Origin of the sequence: Streptomyces sannanensis (genome assembly GCF_039536205.1) — a bacterium.
In the GTDB taxonomy this organism is placed as follows: domain Bacteria; phylum Actinomycetota; class Actinomycetes; order Streptomycetales; family Streptomycetaceae; genus Streptomyces; species Streptomyces sannanensis.
Window position 1 is genome coordinate 3543345 of record NZ_BAAAYL010000001.1, and the last position, 12779, is coordinate 3556123.

The 12779-nt window shown below is 70.0% G+C and carries 11 protein-coding genes; 6 read left to right on the forward strand and 5 right to left on the reverse strand.

The genetic code is table 11. From position 1 onward, the window contains the following. Window positions 1-2 precede the first annotated feature (2 nt). The 4 genes from ABD858_RS16755 to ABD858_RS16770 all read left to right on the forward strand — a co-directional run bounded on the left by ABD858_RS16755 (window position 3) and on the right by ABD858_RS16770 (window position 4712). Window positions 3-983 (forward strand): alpha-ketoacid dehydrogenase subunit beta, encoded by a 981-nt coding sequence (locus tag ABD858_RS16755; RefSeq protein ID WP_345038225.1) that lies wholly within the window; start codon window positions 3-5, stop codon window positions 981-983. A gap of 11 nt (window positions 984-994) precedes the next feature. Beyond that, window positions 995-2407: a dihydrolipoamide acetyltransferase family protein gene (locus ABD858_RS16760; RefSeq protein ID WP_345038227.1), complete on the forward strand. Its 1413-nt coding sequence runs from the start codon at window positions 995-997 to the stop codon at window positions 2405-2407. A 359-nt stretch (window positions 2408-2766) separates the two neighbouring features. Continuing rightward, window positions 2767-3420, forward strand: a complete 654-nt coding sequence (locus tag ABD858_RS16765; protein ID WP_345038229.1) for a GntR family transcriptional regulator — start codon at window positions 2767-2769, stop codon at window positions 3418-3420. Continuing rightward, the gene (locus ABD858_RS16770) at window positions 3417-4712 is read left to right on the forward strand and encodes an MFS transporter (RefSeq protein ID WP_345038232.1); all 1296 of its coding nucleotides are present in this window, start codon (window positions 3417-3419) and stop codon (window positions 4710-4712) included. The genes ABD858_RS16765 and ABD858_RS16770 overlap by 4 nt, the downstream gene beginning before the upstream one ends. A gap of 224 nt (window positions 4713-4936) precedes the next feature. Here ABD858_RS16770 and ABD858_RS16775 read toward each other — a convergent pair whose 3' ends face one another. Next, window positions 4937-5761 (reverse strand): maleylpyruvate isomerase family mycothiol-dependent enzyme, encoded by an 825-nt coding sequence (locus tag ABD858_RS16775; protein WP_345038234.1) that lies wholly within the window; start codon window positions 5759-5761, stop codon window positions 4937-4939. 143 nt (window positions 5762-5904) lie between these two features. On the opposite strand from ABD858_RS16775, the gene ABD858_RS16780 reads away from it, so the two are divergent. Further along, a complete protein-coding gene (locus ABD858_RS16780; protein WP_345038237.1) occupies window positions 5905-6705 on the forward strand; it encodes a carbon-nitrogen family hydrolase in 801 nt (266 codons plus the stop codon). A gap of 40 nt (window positions 6706-6745) precedes the next feature. On the opposite strand, the gene ABD858_RS16785 is transcribed toward ABD858_RS16780, so the two are convergent. Then, window positions 6746-7231: an LURP-one-related/scramblase family protein gene (locus ABD858_RS16785; RefSeq protein WP_345038240.1), complete on the reverse strand. Its 486-nt coding sequence runs from the start codon at window positions 7229-7231 to the stop codon at window positions 6746-6748. Window positions 7232-7313: 82 nt separating this feature from the next. Between ABD858_RS16785 and ABD858_RS16790 the strand changes: the two genes are divergently transcribed. Further along, window positions 7314-9161 carry an NHL domain-containing thioredoxin family protein gene (locus tag ABD858_RS16790; RefSeq protein WP_345038242.1) on the forward strand — a complete coding sequence of 616 codons (1848 nt, stop codon included), beginning with the start codon at window positions 7314-7316 and terminating at the stop codon, window positions 9159-9161. On the opposite strand, the gene ABD858_RS16795 is transcribed toward ABD858_RS16790, so the two are convergent. From ABD858_RS16795 to ABD858_RS16805, 3 genes are all read right to left on the reverse strand, one after another. After that, window positions 9155-9442 carry a hypothetical protein gene (locus tag ABD858_RS16795; protein WP_345038244.1) on the reverse strand — a complete coding sequence of 96 codons (288 nt, stop codon included), beginning with the start codon at window positions 9440-9442 and terminating at the stop codon, window positions 9155-9157. The genes ABD858_RS16790 and ABD858_RS16795 overlap by 7 nt on opposite strands. A gap of 8 nt (window positions 9443-9450) precedes the next feature. Next, the gene (locus tag ABD858_RS16800) at window positions 9451-10749 is read right to left on the reverse strand and encodes a M18 family aminopeptidase (protein WP_345038247.1); all 1299 of its coding nucleotides are present in this window, start codon (window positions 10747-10749) and stop codon (window positions 9451-9453) included. A 155-nt stretch (window positions 10750-10904) separates the two neighbouring features. Continuing rightward, window positions 10905-12731 (reverse strand): acyl-CoA dehydrogenase, encoded by a 1827-nt coding sequence (locus ABD858_RS16805; RefSeq protein WP_345044608.1) that lies wholly within the window; start codon window positions 12729-12731, stop codon window positions 10905-10907. Between the last annotated feature and the right edge of the window lie 48 nt (window positions 12732-12779).

Here is a 12779-nt window from a genome sequence, read left to right on the forward strand (position 1 = left end):
CCATGGCCGTAGAGAAGATGTCGGTCGCCAAGGCGCTCAACGAGTCGCTGCGCAAGGCTCTGGACACCGACCCCAAGGTCCTCATCATGGGTGAGGACGTCGGCAAGCTCGGCGGTGTCTTCCGTATCACCGACGGTCTGCAGAAGGACTTCGGCGAGGAGCGGGTCATCGACACCCCGCTCGCCGAGTCCGGCATCGTCGGCACCGCGATCGGTCTGGCGCTGCGCGGCTACCGCCCCGTCGTCGAGATCCAGTTCGACGGTTTCGTCTTCCCCGCGTACGACCAGATCGTCACGCAGCTCGCGAAGATGCACGCCCGTGCGCTGGGCAAGATCAAGATGCCGGTCGTCGTCCGTATCCCCTACGGCGGTGGCATCGGCGCGGTCGAGCACCACTCCGAGTCCCCCGAGGCCTACTTCGCGCACACCGCCGGTCTGAAGGTGGTCTCCCCGTCGACGCCGTCGGACGCGTACTGGATGCTCCAGCAGGCCATCCAGACCGACGACCCGGTGATCTTCTTCGAGCCGAAGCGCCGCTACTGGGACAAGGGCGAGGTCGACACCGAGGCCATCCCCGGTCCGCTGCACGCCGCCCGGGTGGCGCGTGAGGGCACCGACCTGACGCTGGCCGCCTACGGGCCGATGGTGAAGGTCTGCCTGGAGGCGGCCGCCGCCGCGGCCGAGGAGGGCAAGTCCCTCGAGGTCGTCGACCTGCGGTCGATGTCCCCGATCGACTTCGACACGATCCAGCGCTCCGTGGAGAAGACCCGCCGCCTCGTCGTGGTCCACGAGGCCCCGGTGTTCCTGGGTACGGGCTCGGAGATCGCCGCACGCATCACCGAGCGGTGCTTCTACCACCTGGAGGCCCCGGTGCTGCGGGTCGGCGGCTACCACGCCCCGTACCCGCCGGCGCGGCTGGAGGAGGAGTACCTCCCCGGTCTGGACCGTGTGCTCGACGCCGTCGACCGCTCGCTGGCGTACTGAGGAGAGGGTCGTTGACGACGATGACTGAGAACGCTGCCCGTTTCCGCGAGTTCAAGATGCCCGACGTGGGCGAGGGACTCACTGAGGCGGAGATCCTCAAGTGGTACGTCCAGGTCGGTGACACCGTCCACGACGGCCAGGTCGTGTGCGAGGTCGAGACCGCCAAGGCCGCGGTCGAGCTGCCCATCCCGTACGACGGTGTGGTCCACGAGCTGCGCTTCGAAGAGGGCACCACCGTGGACGTCGGCACGCCGATCATCACGGTCGACGTGGCTCCCGGTTCCGGCCCCGCCGAGGCCCCCGCCCCGGCCGCCGTCGAGTCCACGGTCGCCGCGGCCGAGGCACAGCCGGAGGCCGAGGCCAAGCCGGCCCGCACGCCGGTCCTGGTCGGCTACGGCGTCGCCGAGTCCTCCACCAAGCGCCGTCCCCGCAAGGGCACCAGGGCCCCGGCCCAGCCGGAGCCCGCGGCGGCTGCGATCCAGGCCGAGCTGAACGGCCACGCGGCCGCGGCCGCCCGCCCGCTGGCCAAGCCGCCGGTGCGCAAACTGGCCAAGGACCTCGGCGTGGACCTGGCAACGGTCAACCCGACCGGTCCGGACGGCATCATCACCCGCGAGGACGTCCACGCGGCGGCCGCTCCGGCGCCCGTCGAGGTCCCGGCCCCCGCGCCGGCTCCGGTGGCGGCCCCCGCCCCCGCCGTTGTCTCCGCGGGCGAGCGCGAGACCCGGATCCCGGTCAAGGGTGTGCGCAAGGCCACCGCGCAGGCGATGATCGGCAGCGCCTTCACCGCGCCGCATGTCACCGAGTTCGTCACGGTCGACGTGACGCGCACGATGCGACTGGTCGATGAGATCAAGCAAAACCTTGACAAATACGACATGGCGGGTCTGCGGGTCAACCCGCTGCTCCTCATTGCCAAGGCCCTGCTGGTCGCCATCCGCCGCAACCCGGACATCAACGCGTCCTGGGACGAGGCGAACCAGGAGATCGTGCTCAAGCACTACGTCAATCTGGGCATCGCCGCGGCCACCCCGCGCGGCCTGATCGTCCCGAACATCAAGGACGCGCACGCCAAGACCCTGCCCGAACTGGCTCAGGCGCTGGGCGAGCTGGTGTCCACCGCACGCGACGGCAAGACGTCGCCCGCGGCGATGTCCGGCGGCACGGTCACCATCACCAACGTCGGCGTCTTCGGCGTCGACACCGGTACGCCCATCCTGAACCCGGGCGAGTCCGCGATCCTCGCGGTCGGCGCGATCAAGCTCCAGCCCTGGGTCCACAAGGGCAAGGTGAAGCCACGTCAGGTCACCACGCTGGCGCTGTCGTTCGACCACCGCCTGGTCGACGGTGAGCTCGGCTCCAAGGTTCTCGCGGACATCGCGGCGGTCCTGGAGAACCCGAAGAAGCTCATCACCTGGGGCTGATGCCTCTGCCGGGGGGCGGTGGTTCCCCCCGGGAAGGCACAGCACGTGAAACGCCCGGACGGTTCGCCGTCCGGGCGTTCCGTCAACCCCGACCCGGGAACTCTCACGGGCCGGACGCCTGGCGGCCCGGTCCGGACAAGGATCTGATCCTCAGGGCGGACGGGAAGCGGCACAGCCCGGCGACCGTGGACGACTTCATCGCGCTCACCGAGAAGCTGTCCGGCAGGGAACTGCGCGACGTCTTCGGCGTCTGGCTCTACGGGAAGGGCAAGCCGCCCCGCACCTGAGCGCACGGAGTCCGCCCGTCCGCGATGTGGACGAGCGGGCTGTTGCACCCCTGTTGTATCTATGCTGTGCGCATGACTGCCGCCCCGGTGAAACAGCCCCCCGCCGCCGACCGTGTCTACACGCACATCAAGCAGGCCGTCCTCGACCGCCGCTACGAAGGCGGGACGCTGCTGACCGAGGGCGAGCTCGCCGAGGCCGTCGGAGTGTCCCGTACACCCGTACGTGAAGCCCTGCTCAAGCTCGAGGTGGAAGGACTCATCAAGCTCTACCCGAAGAAGGGCGCCCTGGTCCTCGCCGTCTCCGCGCAGGAGATCGCGGACGTCGTCGAGACCCGGCTGCTGGTCGAGGAGTACGCCGTCCGCAAGGCCGTTCCGGCGCCGCCCGCGCTGATCGCCCGGCTGGAGGAGCTCGTCGAGGAGCAGCGGCAGCGGGCGGAAGCGGGGGATCTGGCCGCCGTCGCCGCCACCGACCGCTGCTTCCACGCCGAGATCGTCCGGCACGCCGGCAACGAGATCCTGTCGAAGCTCTACGACCGGATGCGCGACCGCCAACTGCGCATGGGGGTCGCGGTGATGAACTCCCAGCCCGACCGGATCGCCAAGAACATCGTGGAGCACACCGAGATCCTCGAAGCGATCAAGGCAGGAGACAAGGAGCTCGCCGCGCAGCGCGTGCGCCGGCACCTGAGCTGGGTCAAGGTCGTCGTGCGGGGGGAGGCCCGGTGAGCGCGCCCGCACTGCCCGGAGATCCTCCCGGCGGCAGGCGTGCCGCGCTCGTCTGGGGCGTCGGAGTCTCCGTCTACTTCGTCGCCGTCATCTTCCGTACGAGCCTGGGGGTGGCGGGTCTCGACGCCGTCGACCGTTTCGGCGTCAGCGCCTCCGCGCTGTCGACGTTCTCGATACTCCAGTTGCTTGTCTACGCGGGCATGCAGATACCCGTCGGCCTGATGGTCGACCGGCTCGGGACGAAGAAGGTGCTGGCCCTCGGCGCGGTGCTGTTCACCGCCGGCCAGCTCGGCTTCGCCTTCTCCTCCTCCTACGGCATGGCACTCGCGTCCAGGGCGCTGCTCGGCTGCGGCGACGCGATGACCTTCATCAGCGTGCTGCGGCTCGGCTCACGCTGGTTCCCGGCCCGTCGTGGGCCGCTGATCGCGCAGCTCGCCGGCCTCATCGGTATGGCCGGCAATCTCGTCTCCACCGTCATCATCGCCCGGCTGCTGCACGGCGTCGGCTGGACCGCCACGTTCGCGGGCAGCGCGGTCGCGGGCGCCTTCGTCCTCGTCCTGACGCTGCTCTTCCTCAAGGACCACCCTGAGGGCCAGGAACCCGTGCCCGTCCCGCACGCGGGTGCGGCCTTCGTCCGACGGCAGATCGCCGCGGCTTGGCGCGAGCCCGGCACCCGGCTCGGTATGTGGGTGCACTTCACCACCCAGTTCCCGGCGATGGTGTTCCTGTTGCTGTGGGGCCTGCCGTTCCTGGTCGAGGCCCAGGGCCTGTCCCAGGCGGTGGCCGGTGAGCTGCTCACCCTGGTGGTGCTGTCCAACATGGTGGTGGGCCTGGTGTACGGACAGATCGTCGCCCGGCACCACGGGGCCCGGCTGCCCCTGGCACTCGGCACCATAGCCGTGACCGCGGTGTTCTGGGGCGCCACCATCGCCTACCCCGGCGGCCGGGCCCCCATGTGGCTGCTGATCACCCTGTGCACCGTGCTGGGCGCCTGCGGGCCCGCCTCGGTGATCGGCTTCGACTTCGCCCGTCCGGCGAACCCGCCGGAGCGTCAGGGCACAGCCTCGGGAATCGTCAACATGGGCGGTTTCATCGCCTCGATGACGACCCTGCTGGCGGTCGGTGTGCTGCTGGACGCCACTGGCGACGACTACCGGATCGCCTTCTCGACGGTGTTCGTCCTGGAGGCGCTGGGCGTCGTCCAGATCCTGCGGCTGCGGGCCCGTACCGCCCGGCGGGAGCGCGACCACCTGGTCGCCAGCCGGGTGGAGACGGTCCACGTACCCGCGTAGGTCCTGTCCAGCCGATCAGGCCGGATCAGGGAGCGCCCGCCGCGGAGCGGCCGCTGTCTCGTGGTGCCGTGCGTCGCAAGGCGGACGAGGGCCCGCCGCGGAGCGGCTGATGTCCACGCGTGCGGTGGGGGCACCCCCCGGCGGGAGGTAGCTGGGGGAGCGTCGCGAGCCCGGCCTGATCGGCTGGGCAGGACCTGAGGGGCGTCTGTCCAGTGGGTGTCTGTTCAGGGAGTGACGGCGAACGAGGCCAGGATCGCGTCCGCCAGCTCCTGGTCGCCCTCTGCCTTGATCCGGTCTGCCACCGTGTGCGGCCGCACCCGGCCGCACGCCAGCCGGACATAGGTCTCCCAGTCCATGGCCAGCGTCACCGCGGGCCCCAGCGAGGGCGCGCCGTCGACCGTGCCCCGGCCGTTCGCGTCCACCCGGACCGTACGCAGGAACTCGACCGGGCCGTGCACGTCGAACACGACCGCCGTACCCGCCGGGGCGCCCGCGTCCTTGGCGACCACCTTCGGCAGCGCCTGCAGCAGCACATCACGCGTCACATGAGCACCGGGCGAGTCGAGGTTTCCCGGTACGCCGAGGGCGGTGCGCAGATCCTGTTCGTGCACCCAGACGTCGAACGCCCGCATCCGCATGGCCAGTTCCAGCGTCTGCTCGGCGCCGAGCGGAGCCCGCACCGACGTCTCCGGGTCCCGGGTCTCGTTCCGCAACTGCCGCGAACGCCGGATGATCGTGTACTCCAGCTCCGCCAGCATCTCCGGCGCCGTGTGGTGCCGGCGCACATCGACCTGCATCTCCATGTAGCGGGCGAAGTCGGTCCGCACGTGGAACAGGTCGCGGGGGAGCGAGTGGATCGGCCGCGGATCGCCGAGCATCTCGCAGTCCATGCCGATGACATGGGACACGATGTCGCGCACCGACCAGCCGGGGCACGGTGTGGCGCGGTTCCAATTGCCCTCGGCGAGCGGCTGCATCAGTTCGGCTATCGCTTCGACCGAGTGGGTCCAGGCGTCGGCGTAGGGCTGAAGGCTTGGGTGGATGGTCACGGGACCCCTCGGGCGGTTCTGCGGTTCTGGTGTGTGCGATCGGCTCGGCAGCTAAGTTACGCTGCCCAAAGGCACCCCGGCAGTGCTTTCGTGTGACGATCGTAGGCCCGTATTGACGGCTCGAATGCCAGGACGGTGGTAGTGTGCGCGCCTCGCTCATCCAGATCGGTGTGAACCCGGACGAATCAATCGAAGCCCGCCGTCTGCGCGCCGCTTCCCTCGTGCGCGAACAGCGCGGCGCGGATCTCGTCGTCCTCCCCGAGCTGTGGCCCGTCGGGGCCTTCGCCTACGAATCGTTCGCGACCGAGGCCGAGTCGCTGGACGGGCCCACCTACGAGGCCATGTCCAAGGCCGCCGCCGACGCCGGGGTCTGGCTGCACGCCGGCTCCATCGTCGAGCGAGACCCCGACGGCCCCCTCTACAACACCTCCCTCGTCTTCTCGCCCGACGGCGAACTCGCCCGTACGTACCGGAAGATCCACCGCTTCGGCTTCGACCAGGGCGAGGCCGTGATGATGGGCGCCGGCGAGGAACTCGTCACCGTCCGGCTCCCCGAGGCCACGCTGGGCCTCGCCACCTGCTACGACCTGCGCTTCCCCGAGCTCTTCCGCGGCCTGGTCGACGCCGGCGCCACGGTCCTCGTCATCCCGGCCGGCTGGCCTGCCCGCCGCCGGGAGCACTGGACCCTGCTCGCCCGCGCGCGTGCGGTGGAGAACCAGTCCTACGTCCTCGCCTGCGGCACCGCCGGCACCCATGCCGGCGTCGAGCAGGCCGGCCACAGCATCGTCGTCGACCCCTGGGGCGAGGTCCTCGCCGTGGCGGGCCCGGCGGAGGAGACCCTCACCGTCGACCTGGACCCGGCGAAGGTCACCGAAACACGCGAACAGTTCCCGGCCCTGAAGGACCGCCGTCTCGGCCTGCCCGCCCCCGGGAACCGCCGCTAGGCCCTGCCCGTACAGGCCGGAAATCCGGCCCGTACGGCGATCACCGTTCCTTCTCCGCCATCCGGATCACGCACACGGCGACCGCGATCAGCAGGGCCGGGTCCGCGTCCTCGCGTACGACGTCCACCGCGTAGGTGTCCCGCACCGTCAGCCACCTGCGCGAGATGTGGGCCAGCAGCTCCCCCTCGTACTCGACCGCGAACTCCCGGTCGAGAATGCGCCCGCTGACGTCCAGTTCGGTGCCGTCGGCCAGGGTCACGCGGTAGTGGTTGCGCAGCAGCGACATCCGCTTGCGCCGCACCACGGCGAGCTGCTGGTCGTCCCGCTCGATGTTCATCGCGTCGCGCAGGCCGAACCACTTCTCCCGGATCGTGATCAGCACCCGCCCCTCGGGATCCTTCAGCTCCAGCGTGTCCCGCAGCCGGAGCGCCTTGCCGTCGACGAGGTAGGCGTGCCGCCCGTGCTCGTCGTCGATCCAGTAGTCGTCGCCGATGGCGAAGATTTTGTCCCTTACGAGGTATTTCATGTGCTGAGGGCTTCCCTCACGTGATCGGTTCGATACCTGGACGCGCCGGAGTGTGCAGGGAGCGGGATGGCACTCTTGAACAATGAACGATGCCGCGCACACATCCCGTCGCGCCCGAGTCCGTGCCCCCGAGTTGATCGGCAAGGGCGGATGGATCAACACCGGCGGGAAGGATCTGACCCTCGCCGACCTGCGAGGTAAGTGCGTTGTTGTCGATTTCTGGACATTTTGTTGTGTGAATTGTCTGCATGTCCTTGACGAGCTGCGCGAGCTGGAGGAGAAGCACCGCGACACCGTGGTGATCATCGGTGTGCACTCGCCGAAGTTCGTGCACGAGGCCGATCACCAGGCCGTCGTGGACGCCGTCGAGCGCTACGACGTCGAGCACCCGGTGCTCGACGACCCCGAGCTGGCGACCTGGAAGCAGTACGCCGTGCGGGCCTGGCCGACGCTCGTCGTGATCGACCCCGAGGGGTATGTGGTCGCGCAGCACGCCGGTGAGGGGCATGCGCACGCCATTGAACGGCTTGTGGAGGAGCTGGAGGCGGAGCACGAGGCCAAGGGGACGCTGCGGCGCGGGGACGGGCCCTACGTCGCGCCGGAGCCGGTGGCGACGCATCTGCGGTTCCCCGGGAAGGCGCTCGCGCTGGACGGGGGCGGGTTCCTGATCAGCGACACGACCCGGCACCAGCTGGTGGAGCTGGCGGAGGACGGCGAGACGGTCGTACGGCGCATCGGCACCGGGGAGCGTGGGTTCACGGACAGTCCGGCCGCCTTCAACGAGCCGCAGGGGCCGGCGCTGCTGCCGGACGGCAAGGTGATCGTCGCCGACACCGTCAATCACGCGCTGCGGACGTACGACCCGGCTACCGGCGAGGTCGCGACCGTCGCCGGGACCGGCCGCCAGTGGTGGCGGGGGTCGCCGACGTCCGGGCCCGCCCGTGAGGTGGACCTGTCCTCGCCGTGGGACGTGGCCTGGTTCGCCGGCAGGGTGTGGATCGCCATGGCCGGTGTCCACCAGCTGTGGACGTACGACCCGGAGGCCGGGACGGTTCAGGTCGCGGCCGGTACGACCAACGAGGGCCTGGTCGACGGGCCCGCCGCCGAGGCATGGTTCGCCCAGCCGTCCGGGCTGGCGGCGACGGAGGAGCGGCTGTGGCTCGCCGACTCGGAGACCTCCGCGCTGCGCTATGTGGAGCGGGACGGCGACGGCTTCGCCGTCCGTACGGCCGTCGGCACCGGGCTGTTCGACTTCGGCCACCGGGACGGGGCCGCGGAACAGGCGCTGTTCCAGCACCCGTTGGGGGTGACCGCGCTGCCTGACGGGTCGGTGGCGGTCAGCGACACGTACAACCACGCCCTGCGCCGCTACGACCCGGCGACGGGTGAGGTGACCACGCTCGCCACCGACCTGCGGGAGCCGAGCGACGCCGTTCTTGCCGGTGACGACATCGTGGTCGTCGAGTCGGCCCGGCACCGGCTGACCCGGCTGCGGCTGCCCGAGGAGGCCGTACGGGTCGAGGCGGTCGCCCACCGCACCCAGCGCGCCGCCACCGAGGTGGCACCGGGGACGCTGCGGCTGGACGTCGTGTTCCAGGCCCCGGACGGGCAGAAGCTGGACACCCGCTACGGCCCGTCCACCCGCCTGCTGGTCTCCTCCACCCCGCCCGAGCTGCTCACGGCGGGCGAGGGTGCGGGTACGGACCTGAGCCGCGAGCTGACCCTCAACCCGGACGTCACCGAGGGCGTGCTGCACGTCTCCGCGATGGCCGCGTCCTGCGACGACACTGAGTCCGACAGCGGCTCCGCCGCGGGGGCCAACGAGTACCCGGCCTGCCACGTCCACCAGCAGGACTGGGGCGTCCCGGTCCGCGTGACCACGGACGGGGTGCCCCGGCTGCCGCTGGTGCTGGCGGGGATGGATCAGTAGACGTCGACGTAGTCCTCGGTGCTCGTGCCGACGGGATGACGGGAGTCCGGGGCGGAGTGGACGGCCTTCCAGGTGCCGTCCTGCTGCGCCGTGAACTTCTTGCTGAAGGTTCCGGAGGCCGTGGTCGTGACCTGGGCCATGCGGGACCACTTTGTGGAGCCCTTGGGCTTGAAGCAGATCTCCACGGGCTTGTTGCCGTACGCCGCCCGGCCCACCGCTGTCGCCGCCGAGAGTGACGCGCGCCGGCCCGCATCATCGGCGGGCCAACGCGCGTCGCACACACGGTAATTCAGCCTTCCAGGAAGGCGGCCAGCGCGTTCGCCAGGAGGTACGGGTCCTGGTCGCCGCAGAGTTCGCGGGCGCTGTGCATCGACAGGATGGCGACACCGATGTCGACCGTGCGGATGCCGTGCCGGGCCGCGGTGATCGGGCCGATGGTGGTGCCGCAGGGCATCGCGTTGTTGGAGACGAACGACTGCCAGGGCACCCCGGCCTTCTCGCAGGCGGCGGCGAAGACGGCCCGTCCGCTGCCGTCGGTGGCGTAGCGCTGGTTGACGTTGACCTTGAGGATCGGACCGCCGTTGACGCGCGGGTGGTGCGTGGGGTCGTGCCGCTCCGCGTAGTTGGGGTGCACGGCGTGGCCGGTGTCGGAGGACAGGCAGATGGTGCCGGCGAAGGCACGGGCCTTGTCCTCGTAGGTACCGCCGCGGGCGAACACCGAGCGCTCCAGCACATTGCCGAGCAGCGGTCCCTGGGCGCCGGTGTCGGCCTCGGAGCCGTTCTCCTCGTGGTCGAAGGCGGCGAGCACCGGGATGTACGGGAGGCTTCCCGAGGTGGTGACCGCTGCCAGTGCGGCCACGCCCGCGTGCACGGACAGCAGGTTGTCCATGCGCGGTCCGGCGAGCAGCTCCTGGTCGCGGCCGAGGTAGGCGGGGGCCTCGACGCTGTGGACCATCAGGTCCCAGCCGGCCACGTCCTCCGCGTCGACGCCCGCCTCGTCGGCGACGAAGCGGATCAGGTCGCCCTCCTGCACCTCGTTGCTCAGGCCCCAGACCGGCTGCATGTGCTTCTGCTTGTCGAGCTTGAGGCCGTCGGTGTTGACGGAACGGTCGAGGTGGACGGCGAGCTGAGGCACGCGCATCAGCGGCCGGTCGACGTTGACGAGATGGTCGCTGCCGTCCCGCAGGGTGATCCGGCCGGACAGGCCGAGGTCACGGTCGAGCCAGGTGTTGAGCAGGGTGCCGCCGTAGATCTCGACGGCGATCTGCCGCCAGCCGTGCGCGCCGGTGTCCGGCAGCGGCTTGACGCGCAGGTTGGGGGAGTCGGTGTGCGCGCCGACGATACGGAACGGGGTGTGCGCCGAGGCGCCTTCCGGTACGTACCAGGCGATGAGCGCGCCACCGCGGATGACGTACTTGCCGCCCGTCGTTCCGTCCCAGGCGTCGGTCTCCGCGAGCTGCCGGAAGCCGGCCTTCTCCAGGCGCGCGGCGGCGTTGGCCACGGCGTGGTACGGCGAGGGGCTCGCCGCGAGGAAGGACATCAGGTCGTCGGTGTGGCCGCGGTCGAAGCGGGAGGGTGCGCTGCTCATGTGGTCACCTTAACGAGGTGTTCAACCGGTGGGACGAGACAGCGGGCCGGAACCTCCTGGGAGGCCCCGGCCCGCTGCCGTGAGGGTGTGAGCGTGGTTCGGTGCCTCTCCCGGCAACGTCTGCCCCGTCGGGCAGACGTTGCCGGGAGAGGGCATCAGAAGGCGGACTCGTCCAGCTCCATCAGGGAGTTGTCGACGGTCTCGGCGAGCGCGCGCTGCACGGAGACGCCCGGCAGGACCTGGGAGGCGAAGAACTTCGCGGCCGCCATCTTGCCCTGGTAGAAGGCGACATCCTTGGCGGAGGCGTCGGGAAGCTTCTCGGCGGCCACGGCCGCGCCGCGCAGCAGCAGGTAGGCGACGACGACATCACCGGAGGCCATCAGCAGGCGGGTGGTGTTCTGGCCGACCTTGTAGATGTTCTTGACGTCCTCGCCGGTGGCGGTGAGGTCGGTGATCATCGCGCCGACGATCGCCTCCAGGTCGACGGCCGCCTTGGCGAGCGCGTCGCGGGCGGCGGTCAGCTCCTCGCCGCCGGCCTCGGTGGCAAGGAACTTCTTGATCTCCTCGGCGAGGAGGTTCAGGGACGCGCCCTGGTTGCGGACGATCTTCCGGAAGAAGAAGTCCTGGCCCTGGATGGCGGTGGTGCCCTCGTAGAGGGTGTCGATCTTGGCGTCCCGGATGTACTGCTCGATCGGGTACTCCTGCAGGTAGCCGGAGCCGCCGAAGGTCTGCAGGGACTGGGCCAGCTGCTCGTAGGACTTCTCGGAGCCGTAGCCCTTCACGATCGGCAGGAGCAGGTCGTTGAGGCCGTGCAGGGACTTGGCGTCCTCGCCCGCCGCCTCCTTGAAGGCGATCTCGTCCTGGACGGACGCCGTGTAGAGGACGAGGGAGCGCATGCCCTCCGCGTACGCCTTCTGCGTCATCAGCGAGCGGCGCACGTCCGGGTGGTGCGTGATGGTGACCTTGGGCGCGGTCTTGTCCATGAAGTTCGCCAGGTCCGGACCCTGGACGCGCTCCTTGGCGTACTCCAGCGCGTTGAGGTAGCCCGTCGACAGGGTGGCGATGGCCTTCGTGCCGACCATCATCCGGGCGAACTCGATGATCATGAACATCTGGCGGATGCCGTCGTGCTTGTCGCCGATCAGCCAGCCCTTGGCGGGGTGCCTGTCGCCGAAGGTCATCTCGCAGGTGTTGGAGGCCTTGAGGCCCATCTTGTGCTCGACGTTGGTGGCGTAGACGCCGTTGCGCTCGCCCAGCTCGCCGGTCTCCCAGTCGAAGTGGTACTTCGGCACGAGGAAGAGGGACAGGCCCTTGGTGCCCGGACCGGCACCTTCGGGGCGGGCGAGGACGTAGTGGAGGATGTTCTCCGCCATGTCGTGCTCACCGGACGTGATGAAGCGCTTCACGCCCTCGATGTGCCAGGAGCCGTCCTCCTGCTGGACGGCCTTGGTGCGGCCGGCGCCCACGTCCGAGCCGGCGTCCGGCTCGGTGAGGACCATGGTGGAGCCCCACTGCTTCTCGACGGCGATCTGCGCGACCTTCTTCTGCGCCTCGTTGCCCTCCTCGAAGAGGACGCCGGCGAACGCCGGGCCGGAGGAGTACATCCAGATCGCCGGGTTCGCGCCGAGCAGCAGCTCCGCGTACGACCAGACCAGCGAGCGCGGGGAGGTGGTGCCGCCGATCTCCTCGGGCAGGCCCAGGCGCCAGTACTCGGAGTCCATGAAGGCCTGGTAGCTCTTCTTGAACGACGCGGGCACGGGAGCGGTGTTGGTCTCGGGGTCGAAGACCGGCGGGTTGCGGTCGGCGTCCGAGAAGGACTCCGCCAGTTCGTTCTCCGCGAGGCGGGCGAGCTCCTCGAGGATGCTCTTGGCGGTCTCGACGTCCATCTCCGCGAACGGGCCGGTGCCGTACAGCTTGTCGCGCCCGAGGACCTCGAAGAGGTTGAACTCGATGTCGCGGAGATTCGACTTGTAGTGCCCCATGGCGACGGCCCTCTCATGACCCATACCGGCAAGTAGCTACGATGATGC